This is a genomic window from Microbispora sp. ATCC PTA-5024, from assembly GCF_000511135.2.
Taxonomy (GTDB): Bacteria; Actinomycetota; Actinomycetes; order Streptosporangiales; family Streptosporangiaceae; genus Microbispora; species Microbispora corallina.
The window spans coordinates 337,917-359,741 of sequence record NZ_KI866525.1; the positions used below are offsets into that span (position 1 = coordinate 337,917).

Here is a 21,825-nt window from a genome sequence, read left to right on the forward strand (position 1 = left end):
GTCGGCCAGCGCGAGCGCGACGGGAACCGTCTCCGCGGCGGCCGTGCCGTAGCTGTACACGTGGTCGAGCACGGCCGCGTCGAGGGCGGGCACGGCGGCGAAGGGGTCGCCGGCCTTCCCTGCAGCCGCGAGCGCCGCCCGCGCCGCGTAGCCGATGGCGGTGTCCTCCGGCAGCGCCGCGACGGCCATCTGCACGGCCTCGCCCATCGGCGCCCCCGACGCGAGCGCGCCCACGGCGGCCGCCACGGCCACCGCGCCGAGCACGCCGTCCCCCGCGTTGGTCACCCGGGCGTCGTCGCCGGGGTCCTCCCCCGCGGCCCCGAAGGCGACGGCCCGCACGGCCGCCGCGTCGTCGAAGTGGTGCGGGTTGTCGTGGCCGCTCGCGGGCGGCCGCTTGCCCGCGGCCAGGTTGTCCAGCGCCGCCCAGACCGAGATCCGCGCACGGACGTCGGCCCGCCCCGCCAGCCGCCCGAAGGCCTCGGCCCGGTCCTGCCGGATCGTGAGCGCCGTCCACGCCAGCCATTCGGCGTCGTCGGACGGCCCGAGCGCGAGTGGCTCGACCGGCTGGTTGAGCGCGAACGGCACCGGCAGCGAGGTGACCTGATGCTCCTCCGCGAACGCGTCGAGCTCCCGGTGCAGCCGCCTGCTCCAGGCGGCCAGCCGCACCGACCGGTGCCGGCCCGACGGCCAGCCCGCGGCGTCGCCGATCGCGAGTCCCGCGAACGCGCCCCTGACGCGGTCCGGACGGCCGCCCTCCCCCGATGGCATGTCCTATGTCCCTTCCACGAGTTCGTCGGCCACGTCGCGGACGTGCCGCCCCGCGACCACAGGCAGGCAGCGGCCCTCGACCGGCCCGATGCGCCGCACCCACCGCTCCGGCACGGCCGCCTCCCCGCGCCCCGCCCCGGCGAGGGCGCCCGCGATGGCGGCCGTGGTGTCGGCGTCCCTGCCGAGGTTGGCCGCCGTCACCACCGACGCCTCGACCTGTCCCCCGCCCCGCACGTACGCGGCGAGGGCGAGCGCCACCGCCTCCGGCGCGAGGTCCGTCCACGGATAATGGGCGCCCACGACGGCGTCGTGCAGCGCACGCGCGAACCCCTGGCCGTCCCCCTGCTGGTGCGCGGCGGCGACGGCGAGGGCGGCCCGGAGGTTGCGGCCGGTCCAGGAGTCCCCCGGCACGGCCTCCAGGGCCGCCTGGGCGACCTCGGAGGGCGCCGCCCCGGTCATCGCCACCGCCACGGCGGCGGCGACGGCACGGCCGCCGAGGATCCCCTCGCCCGTGTGGCTGACCCGGCCGTCGGCCTCCGCCAGCCGGGCCGCCTCCGCCGGGTCGCCCGCGGCGAAGATCCCGTACGGCGCGGCCCGCATGGCCAGGCCGTCCGACCAGCCGTGCCGGTGCCAGCGCCCGGTGAGCGGCGGACGCAGGCCCCGGCGCAGCGCCCGAACGGTGCCGAGCTCGGAGAACCCGGCCCCCCGCATGGGCCCGTCGACCCGGTCCACGATCTCCGTGCGCCAGGCCCGCTCGACGTCCTCCGACGTGAGCGCGTGCCCGTGGCGGACCAGCAGCCCGGCCACGAAGATCGTGTACTCGGTGTCGTCGGTGCCGCCGCCCTCGATCTCGCTGAGCACGCCCCACCGTGCGGCGATGGCCTCCGGCGTGAGGTTCTCCGCGGGAGCCCCCAGGGCGTCCCCTGCCGCGAGGCCGAGGAGGCAGCCCCGGGCGCGGTCCCGGATGGAGATCACTGGCTGTACCGCTCCAGCACCTTGTTCCCCTCGTCGACCAGCCGCCTGGCCGCCTCGTCGAGGCTGATCTTGTCGGCGAAGTACTCCTGCAGGGCGGGCGTGGCCACCTTGCTCTTCCACTCGTCGAACCCGTTCACCTTCAGGTACGGCGCGACGACCAGGTCCTTGGCCGACGCGGTCGCCACGTCCCAGCCGTTCTCCCCGGTGGTGAGGCCCGGGTCGGTCGCGGCCGAGGTGCTGGTGGGCAGCAGCCAGTCGCCCTTGGCCAGCTTGGCCTGGTTGGGCCCGTTCAGGAAGAACGCGATGAACTTCACGGCCTCGTCGGGGTGCCTGCCGTCCGCGGGGACCGACAGCGTCTGGGACGTCGCGCCCTGCTGGGCCGTCACGCCCTTCAGCGGCGGCAGCGTCACCCAGTCGAACCCTTCCGGGGCCTGCTCGGCGACCTGCTGGCGCAGGTAGACGCCGGCCGGGACGAGGGCGTACTTGCCGGCGAAGAAGCCGGGCAGCGGGTCGGCGGTGCCCATGCCGAGCGCGGACGGGTCGGCCGACCTGTCCGTGTAGAGCTGGTCGTGGATCCGCTGCAGGACCTCGCGCTCCTGCGGGCCGACCTTGACCGTGGTCTTGCCGCCGGTCGTGGTGAAGAAGGTGCCCCCGAAGTTCAGGGCCAGGTTGAGGACCTTGTTGACCGGCGACTTCATCGGCCAGGCCACGCCGTACGCGCCGTCCTTGGTCAGCTTCTTCGCGGCGGAGGCGAACTCGTCCCAGGTCCACGGGCTGTCCGGGGTCGGGACGCGGACGCCCGCCTTGTCCAGCAGCTTCCTGTTGGCCAGCAGGACCTGCGACTCCTGCAGGAACGGCACGCCGTACACGCCCTGGCCGCCCTTGCCGTCGCCGAACGTCACCGTGTCCCAGGCGGCCGGGGGGATGTCGTTCTTGAGGGCCGCCGGCAGCCGGCCGGACAGGTCGAGCAGGTAGCCGCGGGAGGCGAAGCCCGCGAGGGCCGGGGAGTCGTCGTGGATGACGTCCGGCGGGTCGCCCGCCTCGAACGAGGTGACGAGCTGGTCGTTCACGTTGTCCCAGCTGCCCTGGACGTACTGGACCTGGATGGAGGGGTTGGCCTTGTTCCACTCCTCGACGAGCTGCTTGTTTGCCGCCACCGACTCCTTCTGCCAGGCCAGGCTGAGGAAGCGCAGCGTCACCGGCTTGGCGGCGGTCCCGCCGCCGCCGTCGCCGCTCCCGCCGCTCGAACACCCGGCCGCCAGCGCGACGGCCGCGACCGCCAGGGCGGCACTCCAACGCCTCATGTGACTCTCCTATCGGGCTGGTACCCCTTTGACGGCGACACCGATGTGGACTCCGGCGACGACTCCCGCGGCGACTCCGGCACGGCTATCCCTTCACCGCCCCGGCCATCAGGCCGGACCGCAGGCGCCGCTGGATGACCGCGAAGAACAGCAGGCTCGGCACGGTCGCGAGCAGCGACGCGGCGGCGAGCGGGCCGAGCCGGGCGACCCCCTCCGGGCCGGTGAACCTCACCAGCGTCAGCGGCAGGGTCGCCACCTCGGGGTCCTTGAGGACCACGAGGGCGAACAGGAACTCGTTCCACGACGAGATGAAGGAGAACAGCAGGGTGGCGACCACGCCGGGCGCGAGCAGCGGCGCGACCACGGAGGCCAGCGAGCGCAGCCGCCCCGCGCCGTCGACGGCGGCGGCCTCCTCCACCTCGCGCGGCACGGCCCGCACGTACCCCCGCAGCATCCACAGCGCGAAGGGCATGACGAACGTGACGTGCACGAGCGTGAGACCGGCGAGCGTGTTCACCAGCTCCAGCCGCCGCAGCACCATGAACAGCGGGATGACGACGAGGATCACCGGGAAGACCTGGCTCACCAGCACCCATCCGATCGCCACCCTGTTGAGCACCCCGGGGCGGCGGGCCAGCGCGTACGCCGCGGGCAGCGCGAGCGCGACCGTCACCACCGCCGCGGCGACCGCGACGACGAGGCTGCGCAGGCCGCCGCCGACCAGGTCCTGCTCCGTGAAGGCGTCGGCGAAGTTGGCCAGCGTCGGGTGGCGCGGGATCAGCGCCGGGTGCAGGGCGGCCATCTCCCGCGGCGTCTTGAGCGCCGTCGACAGCAGCCAGACCAGCGGGAACGCCAGGAAGACGACGTACCCGGCGAGCGCGAGATACTTCAGCCCCGTCCTCATGTCAGGCCGCCTCCCTCGCCTGGCGCCACAGGTACAGCCCGAGCACGGCCAGGACGACGAGCGTGACGGCCACGCCGAGGGTCGCCGCGTAGCCGAAGAAGCCGTACCGGAACGCCTCCTCGTACGCGAACAGCATCGGCAGCCGCGTCCGCCCGCCCGGCCCGCCCTGGGTGAGCACGTAGACCAGGCTGAACTGGTTGATGTTCCACACGAAGTCGAGCGAGGTGATCGCCACGATGACCGGGCGCAGCTGCGGGAGCGTGACGTTCCAGAACCGCCGCCAGGTGCCGGCGCCGTCGACGCTGACCGCCTCGTGCAGCTCCTTCGGCACGCCCTGGAGCCCGGCCAGCAGCACCACGGTGGTCTGCGGCATGCCGGTCCAGACCCCGACCACGATGACGGCCGGGAGGGCGAGGGAGAAGTCGTTGAGCCAGTCGACGTCGGTTCCGAGCAGGGCGTTCAGCAGTCCCGCGTCCGGGTGGTAGACCAGCCGCCACATCAGGCCGGTGACCACGGGCGGCATCGCCCACGGCACGAGCGCCAGCACCCGGGCCAGGCCGCGGAAGCGCAGGTTCTGGTCGAGCAGCAGCGCGAGGCCGAGCGAGGCGAGGAACTGCAGCACGGTGACCGACACGCCCCACACCAGCCCGACGCGGAACGACCCCCAGAAGTCGGAGTCGCCCAGGAGGTCGGCGACGTTGGCCAGCCCCGTGAACGACGTGACGCTGTTGCGGCCGGACCGCGCGTCGGTGAAGGCCAGCAGGATGCCGTAGACCAGCGGGCCGACGCTGAGCACCAGGACCGGCACGAGCGCCGGGAGCAGCAGCGCCAGCGTGCCGCCGCCCCCGGAGAACCCCCGGGAGGGCCGGCGTCCGGCGGGCCGCGGGGCGGCGAGGCTCCTCGTCGCGTTCATTCGGGGTCCACCCCCGTCGTCGAGGCCCGTACGGTGAGGCTCGGCTCCACGACCACCACCCGCGGCTCCCGCGGGCCGTTCTCCAGCCGGTCGAGCAGCAGCCGCGCGGCCGCCCGGCCGCGTTCGGCCGACCCGAGGGAGACGCTGGTCAGCGTCGGCCAGGCGACCGAGGCGAGGTCGGTGTCGTCCATGCCCACCACGGCGACGTCGCCGGGCACCTCCCGCCCGGCGCGGCGCAGCACGTCGAGCGCGCCCAGCGCGATCAAATCGTTGGCGCACATCAGCGCGTCCACGTCGGGGGCGCGGCTCAGCAGGGCGCGGGCCGCCCGCGCGCCGTCCTGCCGGTAGAAGTCCCCCACCTCGACCAGGTCCTCGTCGTACGGCAGGCCGAGCGCGTCGAGGGCCTCCCGGTACGCCGCGGCCCGGGCGGCGCCGGGGACCGTGTCGAGGGGGCCGTTGAGGAAGCCGATGCGGCGCCTGCCGAGCGCGTGGAGGTGGTCGAGGGCCAGCCGGACGCCGGTGCGCGAGTCGGTCCGCACGTTGTCGACCGGCGTGCCCTCGGGCACCGAGCCGATGACGACCACGGGCGCCCGGGCCGCCGCGATCGCGGCGACGTGGTCCTCGGTGACGCCGCGCAGCGGGCTCATGATGAGGCCGTCCACGTACCGTTCCCTGAGCCCGCGCAGGACGTCGAGCTCGTCGGCCACGTCGGCGTCGGTCGAGTGGAGCAGCAGGCGGTACCCGGCGACCTTCAGCACCGGCTGGATCTCGCGGACCATCGCGAGGTAGACCGGGTTGCCGATGTCCGCCATCGCGAACGCGACCTGGTCGGTCCGGCGGTTGCGCAGGGACCGGGCCACCGAGTTGGGGACGTAGCCCAGGTCCTCGGCCGCCCGTAGCACCCGCCGCACCGTCTCCTCGCGGGTCGGCAGGCCGTTCAGCACCCGGGACACCGACGCGATCGACACGCCGGCACGCTCCGCGATCGTGTTGATCGTTGGGCCTTCCGCCACGCTCACCTCGCCGTTCTTGTCTGTAATCGTTTACAGTTCGCCTGCCGATGGGCCTCTGTAAACGTTTACGGGTGGGATGAGCACCATCAAATCGGTACGGGGAGATCACGTCAAGTAACGAACATGTAAACCGGAGAGATCACCCATCCGCAACAAGCCGCGCGTTGGTTCCGCTATTCGACCGAATTCGCCCTAGAATCCGCCGGTGTGAACGAAGGTCACGAGGACCCGCCGAAACTCCCCACACGGGAGCGATCCTCTCGGCCCGGGACCGGTCGCCACCGGCGGCCGCTGCCGGCCGACCTGCCTCCCGACGCGCCCGCCCTGGTCCTGGCGGTGCCGGGAAGGGCGGGGGACTCGGCGGACGCGGGCGCGGACGTGGCCGCCGAGGTCGCCTCGATCATCCGCCTCGACAACCCGCAGATCGACCTTCGTCTCGTGTCCCTCGGCGACGGCGGCGCCGACCTGGCCAAGGAGTTCTCCGCCATCGCGGCCGAGCGCGCCGCCGACGGGCCGGCCGCCGTGGTCGTGCCCCTCGTCACCGGCCCCCATCCCCGCGTCCTGCGGGCCGTGCGCGACGCCGTGACCCAGAGCGAGACCGGCGTGCGCATCACCGAGCCGCTCGGCCCGCACCCCCTGCTGGCCGAGGCGCTGCACGTCCGGCTGGCCGAGGCGGGGCTCGCCCGGGCCGACCGCATGCGCCTGTTCAACGTCACCTCGCCGGTGGACGGCATCATCGTGGCCACGGCGGGCGGGGACGAGGCCGCCCGCGGGGCCGACGCGACCGCCGTCCTGCTGGCCGCCCGCCTGACCCTCCCCGTCGTCCCGGCCGCCCTCGACGGCGTGCCGAGCGTGCGCGACGCGGCCGAGCGGCTGCGCAAGATCGGCGCCAACCGGCTCGCCATGGTGCCGTACGTCATCGGGCCGGAGGCCGACCACGAGCGCATCACGGCGGCGGCCGAGGCGATCGGGGCCGGGTGCGCCGCCCCTCTCGGCGCGCACGAGGCCGTGGCCCGCATGGTCTGCGTCCGGTACGGCTCCGCCTTCGGCGGCTTCGACGGCTTCGACGACCTGTCCGAGTAGCCCCGCCGGTCTGAGTAGCCCCGCCGGTTCGAGTGGTCCCGCCAGGAGAGCGGCGGGTCAGGGAAGCGGGCGGCGGCCGGGGAAGCCGAGGTCGGCGCGGTGGTACCAGCCCAGCGCGGTCTCCCCCTCCAGCCAGCACAGCCGCACCGCGACTCCCTCCATCACGGCGGGGAAGTCGACGAGCAGCGGCGCGACGCCCTTGATCTCGATGCCCTGGTCGTCGAACCACGACAGGATCTCGTCCATCCGCGCCTCCAGGCCCTTGGCCTCGGCCAGGCCGCCCAGCGGGGACTCCCCCTCGTGCCGCAGGTCGTGGGTGAGCTCGGCCAGGTCGGCGCGGACCGCCACGAAGTCGTCCGCGTGCCGCAGCACCGCGGGCATCAGGGACCGGGCCTCGTCGACCGTGAAGATCCTCGCCACGCCCCGGACGTTACCGCACCCGGGGCCGGGAGGCTCAGACCCGGCGTCCTCGTCGCGGTGGGCCTCCGGGCGCTACCCCTGCTGGGGGGCGTCGTGCTTCGGGCAGTGGGAGGCGCGCGGGTGGTTGCGCAGCCATTCCAGCCGCTCCCGGCTCTCGTCGTCCGTCGGGGTGTACACCACGATCCGGGTCTCCGGCGGCGCCGACAGCGCCATGCTCGTGGACGCCATCCGGATCAGCCCCACGGCCGAGTGTTGAAACAACTTCATCCGGACGCCGGGCCTGGCCACGTCGTGCATCGCCCACATGCGGGCGAACTCGGGGCTCGCCGCGGACAGGCGGCTGACGAAGCCGGTCCACGCCGGCTCGCCCACGTGCTTGGCGAAGGCCGCCCGGAGCGTGGCGACCATCTGCGGGAGCTCCTCGTGCTTGTTGAGGAGGGGGCAGCAGCAGTCCTCCAGCGCGAAGACCCGCCACAGGACGTTCCGCTCGCACCCGGCCGCCGAGACGACGCTCCTGAAGATCGTGCCGTACGCCCCGTTCCAGGCGAGCACGTCGTAGCGGCTGTTGTAGACGCAGGCGGGCAGCGGGTCGAGCTGCGCGAGGATCACGTTCACCTCGGGGTCGAGGCGCCGCTCGTCGCCGAGGTCGACCACCTCCGGCAGGTCGGCCAGGCGGTAGAGGTGTTCCCGCTCGGTCGCGTCCAGCCGCAGGGTCCGCGCGACGGCGTCGAGCACCTGCACGGACGCGTTGATGGGCCTGCCCTGCTCCAGCCACGTGTACCAGGTCACCCCGACCCCGGCGAGCTGCGCCACCTCCTCCCGCCGCAGCCCGGGGGTGCGGCGGCGCAGACCGGGCGGCAGCCCGACGTCCTCCGGCCTGATCCGCTCGCGCCTGCTGCGCAGGAACGCCCCCAGCTCGTCGCGCCTGGTGTGCCTCGTGCGTGTCCCCGTCGTCACCCCCTTATGGTGGCGGGTGCCGGGAGGGCTTGCCAGGTGGTGTCACTACCAGTATCAGCAGGCTCTCGTTACCGGTACCCGCGGCCGCCGATGGTTGACTCCATGACCGCTGTCGCCACGCGCGCCACCGCCGCGCGCAGCTCAACGGCGTGGCTGCTCGCCCTCGTCCTGGCCGGGCAGTTCATGGCCATCCTCGACGTCTCCATCGTGAACGTCGCCGCGCCCACCATGCGGGCCGACCTCGGGGCCTCCGGCTCCGGCCTCCAACTCGTCATCTCCGGCTACACCATCGCGTACGCGATGCTGCTCATCACCGGCGCCCGGCTCGGGGGGCTGCTCGGGTACCGCCGGCTGTTCCTCACCGGGCTCGTGGTCTTCACCGCCGCCTCGCTGATGTGCGGGCTCGCCCCCTCGACGGCGCTGCTGATCGCCTTCCGGCTCCTGCAGGGCGCGGGAGCCGCCCTGATGGTGCCGCAGGTGCTCAGCCTGATCCAGATCACGTTCGAGGGGGCGTCGCGGGCCCGGGCCCTCGGCGTCTACGCGACCGTGATCTCGGTCGGGGCCGTCGTCGGGCAGGTGCTCGGCGGGCTGCTCGTCACGGCCGACCTGTTCGGGACGTCCTGGCGGCCGGTGTTCCTCGTCAACGTGCCCATCGGGCTGGTCCTGCTGGTCGCGGGGGCCCGGCTGCTGCCGTCCGCCCACGTGCCGCGCGAGCACGGCCTCGACCTGCCCGGGCTGGTGACGCTCTCGCTGGCCGTGTCCCTGCTCGTCGTGCCGCTCGTCCTCGGCCACGAGGAGGACTGGCCGCTGTGGGGCTGGATCTCGATGGGCGCCTCCGCCGTCGCGTTCGCCGCGTTCCTGCTGGTCGAACGGCGTGCCCGGCACCCGCTCGTGCCCGGCCGCCTGATCCGCACCCCCGGCATGGTCGCCGCCGCGTCCGGGATCTTCCTCGTCATGGCCGCGTACGGCGGCTACCTGTTCAGCATGGCGCTCCACCTCCAGGGCGGCCTGGGGGACAGCCCGCTGCGCGCCGGCTGCCTGTTCATCCCGGCGGCCGGGGCGTTCGGCCTGACCAGCCTCAACTGGAAGCGCCTGCCCGCCCGGCTGCACCGCCCGATGATCGTCGCCTCCGCCGTCCTGACCGCCGCCGGTCAGCTCGCGCTGGCGGCCGCGCTCGCGGGCGGCGGCCACGGCGAGCCGCTGCTGGAGATCTCCTTCGCGGTCATCGGCACCGGCATGGCCGGGACGTTCAGCCCGCTGATGGCGGTGGCGCTGGCCCAGGTCGCCCCCTCAGACGCCGCCGACGCCAGCGGCCTGACGGCCATGATGCTCCAGCTCGGCCAGGTCGTGGGCGTGGCCGCCTTCGGGACCCTGTTCCTCAGCCTCACCCCCTCGGCGCACGCGGTCACGGTGACCGTCCTCGGTCTCGCCGCGACCTCCCTCGCCGCCGGCCTGTGCGCCCTCCCCCTCCTGCGCCGCCGCGTGCCGGCCCCCTAACGGGACCGGACGTACGGCGCGAGCGTCCGGAGGCTGTCGTGGCCGGACAGGTCCCTGAGCATGCCGGCCGACCAGCCGTCCTCGCCCAGGTGGGCCAGCCGGGAGTGGCGGAGCAGGCGGAGGGTGTAGCCGTTCCCGTCGGGGTCGAGATCCCGGGTGGCCCGCTTGAAGAGGTACTCCGCCCGCTCGTACGACAGGCGCCCCCGGCCGGTGTGGGGGCACAGGTCGCCGGCCGCGGGCGTCCGGGCGGGGCCGGGCCTGCGGTCGGCGAGGAACAGCGGGCCCCGGCGGCGTCCGGCCACGAGACCGGGCAGCAGCCGGGCCGCCCCGGACTGCCAGCGGACCCGGCGCTCCCCCGCGCCGCCGCCGTTCCCGCCGTTCCCGTCACTCTCGCCGCTCTCGGGGCTGTGGGCGGTTCGGGCCGGGATCCGGCCGTACCGGCCGGAGAGGTCGAGGTCCTCGACGTTGAGCGCGAGCACCCACTCGGCCGTGGCCGCGCTCTCGTAGAGCAGGGTCCACAGCGTCCGCTCGCGCAGCGGGACCTCCTCCCGCTCCAGCAGTGCCTCCACCTGCCGGCGGCCCATCGGGCGGGTACGTCCCCGGGGCTCGGGCCGCCGGTCGAGCCGGGCGGCCAGATCGTCCGCCGTCCAGCCGCGCTCCGGCCCGGCCGCCCAGGCGGCGAAGGAGCGGACGGCCGCCCGGTGCCGGTTCCAGGTGGCGGCCGCCGCCGTCCCCCAGGCCGCCGCGAAGGCCGCGCCGACCTCGTCGGCGGTGACCTCGGCGAGGATCGCGTCGTCGCCCAGATGGCGCCGTAGCCGCGTCATGGTCTGGCCGTACGAGCGGACGGTCTCGTCGTTGAGGGCGGGCCGGTCCAGGAACGCGCGGACGGCCTCGGCGAGCGTGACCCCTGAGCGCGCGGGCACGGCCGCCACCGCCCGCGTGCCGGTCCGTCCGGCTGCGGCGGCATCAGCCGCGGCATGAGGGGCGGCATGAGGGGCGGCGTGAGGGGCGGCACCGTCGTCGTCAGCGGCGGGGGCGGCGGGACTCGCGGCGGCGCTTGCGGAGGCGCGGGCGAGCAGGATCGCCCGCTCGGGGACGTTGCGGGTGAGCGATGCGGCGCGCTCGAACTCGGCCCGCGCCTCGTCGTGGCGGCCGAGCCGGGACAGCAGGTCGCCGCGGACGACGGGCAGGAGGTGGTAGCCCTTCATCGCCGGCTCGGCCGTCAGCGTGTCGGCAAGCGCCAGCCCCTCACGGGGGCCGCGCGCCATCGCGACCGCGACCGCCTGGTTGAGCCGCACCACCGGCGTGGGCAGCACCCGGACCAGCGCCTCGTAGAGCGCGGCGATCCGCCCCCAGTCGGTCTCCTCCGCCGTCCGGGCCCCCGCGTGGCAGGCCGCGATGGCCGCCTGCAGCACGTACGGCCCGAGGGGGCCGCCGGCCTCCCGGGCACGCAGGAGGGAGGCGAAGCCGCGCCGGATGAGCAACTGGTCCCAGCGGCCCCGGTTCTGCTCGTGGAGCTGGACGGGCTCCCCCGACGGGCCGGTCCTGGCCGCCGACCGCGATTGCTGGAGCTCCATCAAGGCGACGAGGCCGTGCACCTCCGCCTCGCCGGGTGCGAGCCCGGCCAGGACGCGCCCGAGGCGCAGGGCCTCCAGGCCCAGCGACGGGCGCGTCCAGTCGTCCCCGGACGTCGCGGCGTACCCCTCGTTGAAGATCAGATAGACGACCTCGAGGACCGACGACAGGCGCGAGGCCCGGTCGGGTCCCTCCGGCACCTCGAAGGGGATCCGCTCGGCCGCGAGCGTCCGCTTGGCCCGCACGATCCGCTGCGCCACCGTGGGCTCGGAGACGAGGAACGCCCGCGCGATCTCGTCGGTCCGCAGCCCGCCGACGAGGCGCAGTGTGAGCGCCACCCGCGACTCGGTGGACAGCACAGGGTGGCACGAGATGAACATCAGGCGCAGGACGTCGTCGCCCACCTCGCCGTCCACCGCGCCGAGGGCGGCGTCGAGGTCCTCGTCGCCGTCCAAGGGGTGCCGCCGGGTCGCGAGCTCGTGGGCGAGCTGCTCGTGGCGCCGGTCGAGCCGCTCGTCGCGCCGGAGGCGGTCGACGGCGCGGCGCTTGGCCACGGCCATGAGCCAGGCGCCCGGGTTCTCCGGGACGCCCGACTCCGGCCACCGCTCCAGCGCGGCCAGCAGCGCGTCCTGCGCCAGCTCCTCCGCGAGGCCGACGTCGCCCGTCATCCGGACCAGGCCGGCGACGATCCTCGCCGCCTCCAGCTTCCACACCGCGTCGACCGCGCGGTGGGCGTCCCACGACGTCACCCGACCGATGAGAGCACCGCCGGCCTCACCCGCGCAACCGGGGATCAGCCCTGACGGGGGTCGAGGTCAGGGCCGAAGACCTGCTGGACGTGGCCCACCCCGTCGCCGACGATCTTCCAGAACCGCCGGGCGAGCTCGACGGCCTCCTCCCGCGACCGCGCCTCGATGAGCGCGAAGCTGACGATGGCCTCCTTGGCCTCCGTGAACGGGCCGTCGGTGACGGTGATCTCGCCGCCCGACGAGGTGATGCGCACCCCTCCGGGTTCGAGGCCGCCGGTCGCCAGCAGCACGCCCGCCCTGGCCATCTCCTCGATGAAGGCCCCCATCTCCGCCAGCATCTTCTCGTCCGGCTCGGCGCCGCCCTGGGTCGTCATGAGGAACCGCATGGTCGTTCTCCTTCACGTGGTGTCGTGTGCTTCAGGCTTCCAGACCGGCTCACCGCCGGCCGTCCGGCCCTCGCCCACACGTCGAACGGGCCGCGGCCGGATCGACCTCCGCCTGCCGCCCTCCGGCCGACCGCCCTTCGACCTGGCCGTTCGCCGACCATGTGACAGGGAATGCGCAACGCGGCGATGTGACAGGTAATGCGCGAAATCCCAGGTCGTCCCGGCGGACGTGCTTCTGGGTCGAGAACGGAGGCGGCCGTTCGACGCGTCAGCGAGGCCGGACGAGAACCGGCCGGCGGCCCTCCCGTCCGGAGGAGCCGCGGACACCACCGAGACCGTCAGAAGGGAACCGGCCATGACCGCCGTCCAGCCCACCACCCCCGCCACCACCGCCCCCGCCACCACGACCGCCGCCACCGCCCGCGCCCGTGTCTCCACCCGTACGCTGCTCGCCGGCGGCGTGGCGGCGACGCCGTTCTTCGCGGTCGTCGCGCTGACGCAGGCGTTCACCCGGGACGGGTTCGACCTGACCCGCCACCCGCTGAGCATGCTGAGCACCGGCGACCTGGGATGGCTGCAGATCGGGAACTTCCTGATCACCGCCGTCCTGACGGCGGCGGGCGCGGCCGGGCTGCGCCGGGCCATGCGGGGCACGCCCGGGGGGACCTGGGCGCCGCGGCTGATGCTCGTGAACGCCGCCGGCATGGCCGCCGCGGGCGTCTTCAGCATGGACCCGGGCGACGGCTTCCCCGCCGGCACCCCGGCCGGGCCGGGGACGCTGAGCTGGCACGGCCTGTTGCACATGGTCAGCGGGTCCGTGGCGTTCACGGCGCTGATCGCCGCCTGCTTCGTGCTGGGCCGCCACTTCGCCCGCGCCGGGAGGCCGCTCCACGCCGCCGCGTCGCGCGTCAGCGGCCTGATCTTCGCGGTCGGCGACGGCTGGGCGATGTCCGGCGGGCGGGCGGGCTCGCTGACCCTGTGCGTGGGCGTCCTCACCGCGATGGCCTGGGTGTCGTGGGTGGCCGCCGCGAAGCGGGCCACGCTCGGCCGGTGACCGGCGCCGCCGTCCGGGCCTCCGAAGGGGTCCGGGGACGGCCGGCGCCTCGATCCTCTGGCCGGGCCCTCCGGCCACTCCGGCCCGGCGTTCCGGCCCCGGCGTCAGACCGTCGTGCGCCACACGTCGATCACGAGCACGGGCCGCATGCCGGCTGACAGGTACAGCCCGAGCGCGGGGGTGGTGTTGTTGGAGTCCACGTGCAGGATCGTCCCCACCCGGCCGCGCTCCTCGTCGGCCGTGAAGGCCCGCGAGAGCATCAGCCGCCCGAGCCCCCGTCCCCGGAAGGCGGGCCGTACGGCGAGGGTGCGGACGTACCCGCAGTTCTCGTCGTCAACGAAGTGGTTCGTGCCGAGCAGCATCGCCGCCGGCTCGCCGTGGACCCGGGCCACCATGAGCTGGTGCCAGTCGTTGGCGCTGGACGCCTCCATCTGGTCGGCCCACGCGTCGAACGTCTGGGGCTGGAAGCCGAAGTGCTCCGCGAACGCCTCCTGGTGGACGTCGTGGGCGGCCGTCAGCACCTCGCCGGCGTCCGGAGAGCCCTGCTCCACCGTCACCCCGGGCAGGAACAGGGGACGCGCCCCGTCGTGGTCGATCCGCATGCGGTGGAAGCTCGTCGCCGGGGCGAAGCCCCGCTCCCCGGCGGCCGCGCGCATGACGGCGTCCTCGGCGTACAGGGAGATATCGACGCGGGCGGCCGGGTGGCCGGCCTCCCTGGCCAGGCGGCCGGCCCGGTCCAGCACGGCGTCCCAGAGCCACTTGGCGGCCCAGGGATGGGCCGCCTGCACGTCGATCTCCACGTCGGCGCTGCCGCCCTTGCGGCGGGCGTGGCCCCAGCCGGCGACGCGGGAGCCGTCCACGACCACCCACGAGTCGCGGGCGAGGTCGAGTTCGGCCAGTGTGTCCGCGATGTCGGCCAGGGTCCAGTCGGGCTTGCCGGTCACCTCGACGTCGTGCGCCGCCACCAGCGCGTGGATCGCCGGCGCGTCGCCCGGCTCGGGCCGCCGGACCTCGAAGGCGGTGTCGTTGTCGTTCACATGTCTGTTGTAGGGGGCTCGACTTGGCGGCCACTTGATGGTGAATTGGCAGCCATGGAAGTGGGAGAGATCCTCGACAGGCTCACCGGCGGTCAGCGCGTGTACGGCGAGCCGTACGAGAGGGACGGCGTGACCGTGATCCCCGCGTACTCCGTGCGGGCGGGCGGCGGGTTCGGCCGCGGCCCGGAGAAGGGCGCCGGCACAGACACCGGCACGAGTCCGGGCACGGACTCCGGCGGGACCTCCGGCGGGATCGTGGCCGCGATCACGGACCGGCTCCCGGACGGCGACTCCGCCGGCGGGGGCGGCGGCGTCATCGCCCGGCCCGTGGGGGCGTACATCGTCAAGGACGGCGAGGCGCGGTGGGAGCCCGCCGTCGACGTCAACCGGGCCATCCTCGGCGGTCAGATCCTCGCGGCCCTCGCCCTGATCGTCTGGGCGGTCACCCGCCGCCGGAGCTGAGCGCGCCCCCAGGATTCGGGCCCTCCGCCGGGACACGGCCAGGGCCCCTGCTGCGCCGCGCCCTGAGGGGTCGGTTTGTGAGTTGATGCCCCTTCCGGCGTTGGGTTTGGAAGAGGCGGGCTGGTCAGCGGGGTGGCTGCTGGGCTAGGGGCGGGGCTGGGCGAACAAGCCGGGCTCGGTCTCGATGAGGATGCCGCGGCTGACCAGGCGTTTGAGCTTGGAGCGGATGTTCTCGGTGTTCTTGGACACGATGGGCAGGTCCAGGGCCTGGCACAGGTCGCGAGCGCGTAAAGGCTGGCCGGTGTCGGCGAAGATGGTCAGGATCTGCTGGTAGGCGGGGTGATCGGGAACCGCGGCCGGTGGTGCGGCCGGCTCGGCTTCGCTTTCGCCGTCGGCGAGCGACAGAAGGGTCTTGCGGGTGATGCGCAGATGATCAATCGCCTCGTCGAGTTCGCGCAGCCTGGCGGTGAGTTCGTCGATGTGGGCGCGGGTCTGCTCGGCCTCGCCGGTCAGGGCGGCCTCGCGTGCGTCGATCTTGTCCAGCAGCACCCTGCTCGCCTCATGGCCGGTCATACGCCGCGCCAGGAGATGCTCGAGGTGCCGGTCAACCGGCGGGCCATCACGTCGCTCATCGCCCAGTACACCCGCGACTCGGAGCTTGCAGGGCGGTGTTCGTAGTCGCGGACCAGGCGGCGGTGCCAGGCGAGGATGCCGTAGGTCTGCTCCACCACCCACCGCTTGGGCTGAGGGACGAACCCCCTGTCGGCGGGGTTACGCTCGACGACCTTCACGTCGATGCCGAGCGCGGCGCCATGGTCGACGACGGCGTTCTTGAACCCCTGGTCGACCAGCGCCGTACGCACGCTGCCGGGCGGTGTGGCGACGGTGAGCCGGTCCAGCAGGACGATCCCGGCGGCGTTGTCGTGCACCGATGCGGCCAGTACCACGACCGCGATGACCAGGCCCAGCACGTCCACGGCCAGGCCGCGCTTACGCCCGGGCACCTTCTTGCCCGCGTCGCGGCCCGTGGTGTCGGACGGGACTCCGGCCGCCGCGTGGACGCTTTGGGTGTCGAGCACCACCAGGCTCGGGTCGGCTGATCGCCGGTGTTTCTCGCGTGCCTGCCAGCGCAGCAGGTCCTGGATCGTCTGGTCGGTGCCGTCGTCGCGCCATTTGGCGAAGTAGTAGTACACCGCGCTGCGGGGCGGCAGGTCGTGGGGCAGGTAGTCCCACTGGCAGCCGGTCCGGCTCTGGTAGAGGATCGCGTTGACGATCTCCCGCAGGTCGTATCTGCCCGGGTGGCCGCTGACCGAGGGGTGCGCGGCCTTCCATGCGGTGATCACGGGCTCGATCAGGGCCCACCGTTCGTCGGATAAGTCGCTTGGGTACGGCTTGCGCTCGGTCACACCGCCATCACAGCATGCCCAAGTCCATTGATCGGCCGTAACGCTACAAATTCACGCGATTACACCACGCAACTCAGGCATACCCTTGCGAATCACCCTCTGATTGCGGATCTGGGCACCGCTTCGGTCACTTGGGCGTCGTTGGTGCTCCTGGTCGCCGCCTGCGTAGCCGTGATCGGCGGTAAGAAGCACGCCTTCCCCAAGGGTGCCTGAAGCAGATGGCCACGGGCTCCAAGGACCACTCCGGCACCCGCTTCATGCACGGGTGAGCAGGCCGGCGAGCGTGGTCTGAAGGATCTCTCCGTACATGGTGGCGAAGTCCACCCGGGAGCCCCCGAGCCGGGGGTCGGCCGTGGCCTCGACGACGGTCGGGGTTGGGTTGCTGAACGGCCACAGGCCCACCAGTGAGACGACGGCGTACTCCGTCAGGGTGAGCGCGGCGTCCGCGGTGAGGGCCGGCACCCGGTCCCTGACCAGCTTCGCCAGCCTAGTGCGGTGTTCCAGGTCGACGAGTTTGTAGATGCGTACGGTGTCGGCGGAGACGTTCCGCTCCAGGACGCTCGGCAGCAGGCTCCACAGTTGGCACAGGACCGGCCGGGCGGCGAGCGAATCGGCCCAGGCCCGCATCACCTGGTCGGGCTCGCACGGCGCGGCCGGCCACTCGTCCGCCAGCGCGTCGAGCCAGGCCAGCCGGAGCCTGGCGAGCAGCCCTAGGAAGACGCCCTCCCGGCTCTCGAAATAGCGCACCACATGCGTCTTGGACACCCCGAGCCGGCGCCCCAGCTCCCGGAGGCTGATCTCGTCGGCGGGCATCTCGGCCAGCAGCGCCTCCGCGGCGTCCAGGATCTCCTGCTTGCGGAGCTCCCGGTGCTCGGGCCGCCTGGCCCGCTGGAAGGACGGCGCCTCCACCTCGTCCATCGAACCTCCTCGCGCACCGCGGATCATGGCAGCTCCCACATTAGCGGTCCATCGGACACTTGATACGTGTCCACTGGACCGCTATAGTCATAAAGGTCCGCTGGACACCTATATGAGGAGTATTTCCGTGATCACTTACCCGAACCTGTACGTCGGCGGCCAGTGGGTCGCCCCGGCCACCGCGGACGTCCTGGAGGTGCGTTCCCCGCACGACCGCTCGCTGGTCGGGACCGCACCGCACGCCGCCCCCGCCGACGTCGACCGGGCGGTCGCCGCCGCCCGCCGAGCGTTCGACGAGGGCCCCTGGCCCCGGATGAGCCCGCAGGAACGGAGCGCCGTCGTGGAGCGGTTCTCCAAGCTCTACGCAGTCCGCGCCGAGGAGTTCGCGGCCCTGGTCACCTCCGAGAACGGCTCGCCGCTGTGGTTCACCCGCTGGACGCACCTGCAGTCCCTCCCGGAGATGACGGAGGCGTACGTGCGCGCCGCCGCCGCCCTCGGCTGGGAGGAGCAGGTGGGCGCCGTCGGCGATGCCACGACGCGGCTGCGCCGCGAACCCGTCGGCGTGGTGGCCGCGGTGATCCCGTGGAACGCACCCCACCAGTCGGCCCTGGTCAAGCTGGTGCCCGCGCTGCTCGCCGGCTGCACGGTCATCCTGAAGGCCTCCCCGGAGACGGCGCTGGACGCCTTGGCCCTCGCCGAGGTCTTCGACGAGGCAGGCCTCCCCGAGGGAGTGGTGAGCATCCTGCCTGCGGGCCGCGAGACGAGCGAGCACCTGGTCGCCCACCCCGGCGTGGACAAGATCGCCTTCACCGGCTCCACCGCGGCCGGCCGGCGCATCGCCTCCATCACCGGGGAGCAGCTCAAGCGGGTCAGCCTGGAACTGGGCGGCAAATCCGCCTCGATCATCCTCGAGGACGCCGACCTGACGGCGGTCGTGGCAGGCCTTAGGGCCCTGTCGCTGGGCAACAACGCCGAGAACTGCGTGGCCCACACCCGCATCCTCGCCCCGCGCAGCCGCTACGAGGAGGTCGTCGCGGCGCTGGCCGCCATGATGGAGGACGTCCGGGTCGGCGACCCCTCCGACCCCGAGACCTTCATCGGGCCGATGGTCCGCGCCGACCAGCAGCAGCGGGTGCGCTCCTACATCGAACTCGGCGTCGCCGAAGGCGCCCGGATGGTGACCGGCGGACTCGAGACCCCTGACGGGCTGGAGGGCGGCTACTACGTCCGTCCGACGCTGTTCGCCGACGTCGACAGCGACATGCGGATCGCCCGCGAGGAGATCTTCGGCCCCGTCCTGGTCGTCATCCCGTTCGACGACGAGGACGACGCCGTCCGCATCGCCAACGACTCCGAGTACGGCCTCGGCGGTGGCGTGTGGGCCGCCGACCGGGAGCACGGCATCGAGGTCGCCCGCAGGATCCGGACCGGGTGGATGACCGTCAACGGCGCCGCCCCGACCTACGACGGCGCCTTCGGCGGCTACAAGAGCAGCGGCATCGGCCGCGAGTTCGGCGCCGCGGGTCTCGCCCAGTACATCGAGTACAAGACCATCGCCGCCTGAGGACCAGGAGGACCATCATGTGCGAAGCCCGTGTCACCCTCGGGCACACCGACATCTCCGTCCGGCCGATCGGCCTGGGCTGCATGGGGATGTCCCAGTTCTACGGCGACGCCGACGAGGCGGAGTCCGTCGCCACGATCCACGCCGCCGTCGAGGCCGGCATCGACTTCTTCGACACCTCCGACATCTACGGCGCCGCCGGCGCGGCCACCGGACAGCCCCAGAAGGGCTTCGGCCACAACGAGGAACTGCTCGGCCGCGCCGTGCGCGGCCTGCGCGACCGGGTGGTCCTGGCGACCAAGTTCGGGGCGCGGCCCTCGGAGGAGGGCGGGGTGGTCTACGACGGCCGCCCCGAGTATGTGGCCGCCGCCTGCGACGCCAGCCTGCGCCGCCTCGGCGTCGACCACATCGACCTCTACTACATCCACCGCCTCGACCCCACCGTGCCGATCGAGGACACCGTCGGCGCGATGGCCGACCTGGTGACCGCGGGCAAGGTGCGCGCCATCGGGCTCAGCGCGGTCGGGCCGGACATACTTCACCGGGCGGCCGCGGTGGCGCCGATCTCGGCTCTCCAGAGTGAGTACTCGCTCTGGGCCCGCGAGGTGGAGCAGGAGGTGCTTCCCACCTGCCGTGAGCTGGGCATCACCTTCGTCCCGTACAGCCCCCTGGGGCGAGCCGCGCTTGCCGGCCGCTTCACCAGCGGCACCTCGTTCTCCGGCGACGACTTCCGCTCCACTCTGCCGAAGTTCCACGAGGAGAACTTCGCGGACAACCTCCGCCTCGTCGAGGGGCTGAAGGCGTTCGCCGACGAGCGGGGACACGCCCCGGGCCAGGTGGCCCTGGCCTGGCTGCTCGCCCAGCCGTACGACATCGCGCCCATCCCCGGCACGAAGCGGGCGGCGTACGCACGCCAGAACGCCGCCGCGACGGCCGTGCCGCTGAGCGCGGACGACCTCGCCTTCCTCTCGGGCCTGTTCGACCCAGCGCTGGTGCGTGGCGGGCAGTACGGCGAGCTCAACGTCCGCCCCCAGCACTGATTTGCGCATTCCGACCCTCACAAACGACAAGCGATCGAGGAACCACCATGACCGACGACCAGCAGGAATCCGGCTACGCGGCCGCACTCGACACGGCCGCGCGGCTGCTCGGCAGGCGGCTGGAGCCGTTCCTAGAACCCGGCCCGGGCGAGCCGGCCAACGCCGCGGACTTCACGCGCCTGGCCACGCTGCACACCTTCGGCGACGCATGGCCGCGCACCGACATTCTCGACACCCGCACCCGCGCCATCATCTCCGTGACGATCGCCGCCACCCTGGGCACGCTCGAACCGCTGCGCGGACAGCTCCGCATCGCACTCGGCAACGGAGTCACTCCACAAGAGATCGTCGAGGCGTTCATCCACATCGAGGCGTACGCCGGCGCCGCCCGGGCCTTCGACAGCTATCAGATCGCCCGGCAGGTCTTCCAGGAGATCCACGCAGCCGAACAGCCCCGGTGAGAGCCGCGCGCAGTGGTCACCCAGGCCAACCTCAGGTGGCCAGGGTGCTGCTCGCGAAGAGGTTCTCCATGACCGCCGGGGCCGCAGGCCCTGGACCTGCCCATCGTGTCCAAGAACACCGAGAACATCCGCTCCAAGCTCAAACGCCTGGTCAGCCGCGGCATCCTCATCGAGACCGAGCCCGGCTTGTTCGCCCAGCCCCGCCCCTAGCCCAGCACCCCCCCGCTGACCAGCCCGCCTCTTCCAAACCCAACGCCGGAAGGGGCATCAACTCACAAACCGACCTCTGAGGACCGCTGAGGGCCCTGACCGCCCCCGATACGGGCGGACTAGGGTGATCGCATGGAGTATGGACGGCTTGGCACCACCGGTCTGAAGGTCAGCAGGATCTGCCTCGGCATGATGAGCTACGGCGAGCCCGACAAGTGGGGCGGCTGGGTCCTCGACGAGGAGCGGGCGGAGCCCATCGTGCGGAAGGCCGCCGACGGCGGCGTGACGTTCTTCGACACGGCGGACGTCTACTCGGCGGGCGCCAGCGAGGAGATCACCGGCAGCCTGCTGCGCGCGATCTTCCCCCGGCGCGACGACTACGTGCTGGCCACCAAGGTCTACTTCCCGGTCGGTTCCGGCAAGAACGACTGGGGGCTGTCGCGCAAGCACATCATGTCGGCGATCGACGCGTCGCTCACCCGGCTCGGCACCGACTACGTGGACCTGTACCAGATCCACCGCTGGGACGACGAGACGCCGATCGAGGAGACGATGGAGGCGCTGCACGACGTCGTCCGCTCGGGCAAGGCCCGGTACATCGGCGCCTCCAGCATGTGGGCCTGGCAGTTCGCCAAGGCCCAGCACACGGCCGAGCTGCACGGCTGGACGAGGTTCGTGTCCATGCAGGACCACTACAACCTGCTGCACCGGGAGGAGGAGCGGGAGATGATCCCGCTCTGCCTGGACCAGGGCGTCGGCCTGATCCCGTGGAGCCCGCTCGCCCGCGGCCTGCTCGCCCGCGCCGGAGCGCCCTCCGACACCGTGCGGCAGGTCGGCGACGGCGCCCGGCAGCAGCACCTGTACGGCGGGTACGGCGACGAGGCGGTCCTGGGGCGGGTGGCCGAGACGGCGGCCGAGCGGGGCGTGCCGGCCGCAGCGGTGGCGCTGGCCTGGCTGCTGCACCGTCCGGGCGTGGTCGCCCCGATCATCGGCGCGACCAAGGAGCACCACGTGGACGACGCGCTGACGGCGGTCGGCCTCGAGCTGTCCGAGAAGGAGATCGCCTACCTGGAGGAGCCCTACCAGACCCGTCCCCAGCAGTTCTGACGCCCCGGCCCGCCCGCGCCGC

At 73.2% G+C, this 21,825-nt stretch carries 22 protein-coding genes; 8 read left to right on the forward strand and 14 right to left on the reverse strand.

Annotated elements, in window-relative coordinates:
• The 6 genes from MPTA5024_RS27535 to MPTA5024_RS27560 all read right to left on the reverse strand — a co-directional run.
• Positions 1–768, reverse strand: a 768-nt coding sequence (locus MPTA5024_RS27535) for an ADP-ribosylglycohydrolase family protein (protein ID WP_036330810.1), incomplete at its 3' end; no start/stop codon positions are given.
• A 3-nt stretch (positions 769–771) separates the two neighbouring features.
• Positions 772–1,743, reverse strand: coding sequence for an ADP-ribosylglycohydrolase family protein (locus MPTA5024_RS27540; protein WP_036329944.1), 972 nt, complete (start codon positions 1,741–1,743; stop codon positions 772–774).
• On the reverse strand, positions 1,740–3,047 hold the full coding sequence (locus tag MPTA5024_RS27545; RefSeq protein ID WP_036329946.1) for an ABC transporter substrate-binding protein: 1,308 nt from the start codon (positions 3,045–3,047) through the stop codon (positions 1,740–1,742). The genes MPTA5024_RS27540 and MPTA5024_RS27545 overlap by 4 nt, the downstream gene beginning before the upstream one ends.
• A gap of 85 nt (positions 3,048–3,132) precedes the next feature.
• Positions 3,133–3,951, reverse strand: a complete 819-nt coding sequence (locus MPTA5024_RS27550; protein ID WP_036329947.1) for a carbohydrate ABC transporter permease — start codon at positions 3,949–3,951, stop codon at positions 3,133–3,135.
• A 1-nt stretch (position 3,952) separates the two neighbouring features.
• Complete coding sequence (locus MPTA5024_RS27555) at positions 3,953–4,864, reverse strand: carbohydrate ABC transporter permease (RefSeq protein ID WP_051458755.1); 912 nt, start codon at positions 4,862–4,864, stop codon at positions 3,953–3,955.
• A complete protein-coding gene (locus tag MPTA5024_RS27560; protein WP_036330812.1) occupies positions 4,861–5,877 on the reverse strand; it encodes a LacI family DNA-binding transcriptional regulator in 1,017 nt (338 codons plus the stop codon). Before MPTA5024_RS27560 ends, MPTA5024_RS27555 begins: the two co-directional genes overlap by 4 nt.
• A gap of 207 nt (positions 5,878–6,084) precedes the next feature.
• On the opposite strand from MPTA5024_RS27560, the gene MPTA5024_RS27565 reads away from it, so the two are divergent.
• Positions 6,085–6,960 carry a sirohydrochlorin chelatase gene (locus MPTA5024_RS27565; protein ID WP_036329948.1) on the forward strand — a complete coding sequence of 292 codons (876 nt, stop codon included), beginning with the start codon at positions 6,085–6,087 and terminating at the stop codon, positions 6,958–6,960.
• Between the two features lie 57 nt (positions 6,961–7,017).
• On the opposite strand, the gene MPTA5024_RS27570 is transcribed toward MPTA5024_RS27565, so the two are convergent.
• Both MPTA5024_RS27570 and MPTA5024_RS27575 read right to left on the reverse strand, forming a co-directional pair.
• Positions 7,018–7,380, reverse strand: coding sequence for a DUF2203 domain-containing protein (locus MPTA5024_RS27570; protein WP_036329949.1), 363 nt, complete (start codon positions 7,378–7,380; stop codon positions 7,018–7,020).
• Between the two features lie 72 nt (positions 7,381–7,452).
• Positions 7,453–8,337, reverse strand: coding sequence for a helix-turn-helix transcriptional regulator (locus MPTA5024_RS27575; protein ID WP_051458756.1), 885 nt, complete (start codon positions 8,335–8,337; stop codon positions 7,453–7,455).
• A 102-nt stretch (positions 8,338–8,439) separates the two neighbouring features.
• Here MPTA5024_RS27575 and MPTA5024_RS27580 point away from each other — a divergent pair, with 102 nt between their 5' ends.
• Positions 8,440–9,834, forward strand: a complete 1,395-nt coding sequence (locus MPTA5024_RS27580) for an MFS transporter (RefSeq protein ID WP_084370059.1) — start codon at positions 8,440–8,442, stop codon at positions 9,832–9,834.
• Here the strand turns inward: MPTA5024_RS27580 and MPTA5024_RS43840 are convergent.
• Both MPTA5024_RS43840 and MPTA5024_RS27590 read right to left on the reverse strand, forming a co-directional pair.
• Positions 9,831–12,158: a sigma-70 family RNA polymerase sigma factor gene (locus tag MPTA5024_RS43840; protein ID WP_232326663.1), complete on the reverse strand. Its 2,328-nt coding sequence runs from the start codon at positions 12,156–12,158 to the stop codon at positions 9,831–9,833. The two genes, MPTA5024_RS27580 and MPTA5024_RS43840, sit on opposite strands and share 4 nt — an antisense overlap.
• Positions 12,159–12,202: 44 nt before the next feature.
• Entirely contained in the window at positions 12,203–12,544 is a 342-nt protein-coding gene (locus tag MPTA5024_RS27590) for a YciI family protein (protein WP_036329951.1), read from the reverse strand.
• 355 nt (positions 12,545–12,899) lie between these two features.
• Between MPTA5024_RS27590 and MPTA5024_RS27595 the strand changes: the two genes are divergently transcribed.
• Positions 12,900–13,598, forward strand: a complete 699-nt coding sequence (locus MPTA5024_RS27595; RefSeq protein ID WP_036329953.1) for a DUF998 domain-containing protein — start codon at positions 12,900–12,902, stop codon at positions 13,596–13,598.
• Positions 13,599–13,702: 104 nt separating this feature from the next.
• On the opposite strand, the gene MPTA5024_RS27600 is transcribed toward MPTA5024_RS27595, so the two are convergent.
• Entirely contained in the window at positions 13,703–14,635 is a 933-nt protein-coding gene (locus MPTA5024_RS27600; RefSeq protein WP_036329955.1) for a GNAT family N-acetyltransferase, read from the reverse strand.
• Between the two features lie 54 nt (positions 14,636–14,689).
• On the opposite strand from MPTA5024_RS27600, the gene MPTA5024_RS27605 reads away from it, so the two are divergent.
• Complete coding sequence (locus tag MPTA5024_RS27605) at positions 14,690–15,097, forward strand: hypothetical protein (protein WP_036329957.1); 408 nt, start codon at positions 14,690–14,692, stop codon at positions 15,095–15,097.
• A gap of 144 nt (positions 15,098–15,241) precedes the next feature.
• On the opposite strand, the gene MPTA5024_RS27610 is transcribed toward MPTA5024_RS27605, so the two are convergent.
• The 3 genes from MPTA5024_RS27610 to MPTA5024_RS27620 all read right to left on the reverse strand — a co-directional run bounded on the left by MPTA5024_RS27610 (position 15,242) and on the right by MPTA5024_RS27620 (position 17,421).
• Entirely contained in the window at positions 15,242–15,646 is a 405-nt protein-coding gene (locus tag MPTA5024_RS27610) for a hypothetical protein (RefSeq protein ID WP_198167429.1), read from the reverse strand.
• A gap of 20 nt (positions 15,647–15,666) precedes the next feature.
• Positions 15,667–16,503 carry an IS5 family transposase gene (locus MPTA5024_RS27615; RefSeq protein WP_036329961.1) on the reverse strand — a complete coding sequence of 279 codons (837 nt, stop codon included), beginning with the start codon at positions 16,501–16,503 and terminating at the stop codon, positions 15,667–15,669.
• A 255-nt stretch (positions 16,504–16,758) separates the two neighbouring features.
• Entirely contained in the window at positions 16,759–17,421 is a 663-nt protein-coding gene (locus tag MPTA5024_RS27620) for a TetR/AcrR family transcriptional regulator (protein ID WP_036329962.1), read from the reverse strand.
• A gap of 127 nt (positions 17,422–17,548) precedes the next feature.
• Between MPTA5024_RS27620 and MPTA5024_RS27625 the strand changes: the two genes are divergently transcribed.
• From MPTA5024_RS27625 to MPTA5024_RS27640, 4 genes are all read left to right on the forward strand, one after another.
• Positions 17,549–18,985 (forward strand): aldehyde dehydrogenase, encoded by a 1,437-nt coding sequence (locus tag MPTA5024_RS27625; protein ID WP_036329963.1) that lies wholly within the window; start codon positions 17,549–17,551, stop codon positions 18,983–18,985.
• A gap of 17 nt (positions 18,986–19,002) precedes the next feature.
• Positions 19,003–20,025 carry an aldo/keto reductase gene (locus MPTA5024_RS27630; protein ID WP_036329965.1) on the forward strand — a complete coding sequence of 341 codons (1,023 nt, stop codon included), beginning with the start codon at positions 19,003–19,005 and terminating at the stop codon, positions 20,023–20,025.
• Positions 20,026–20,072: 47 nt separating this feature from the next.
• Positions 20,073–20,486, forward strand: a complete 414-nt coding sequence (locus tag MPTA5024_RS27635; RefSeq protein ID WP_036329967.1) for a carboxymuconolactone decarboxylase family protein — start codon at positions 20,073–20,075, stop codon at positions 20,484–20,486.
• A 342-nt stretch (positions 20,487–20,828) separates the two neighbouring features.
• The gene (locus MPTA5024_RS27640) at positions 20,829–21,803 is read left to right on the forward strand and encodes an aldo/keto reductase (protein WP_036329969.1); all 975 of its coding nucleotides are present in this window, start codon (positions 20,829–20,831) and stop codon (positions 21,801–21,803) included.
• The last annotated feature ends 22 nt before the right edge of the window (positions 21,804–21,825 follow it).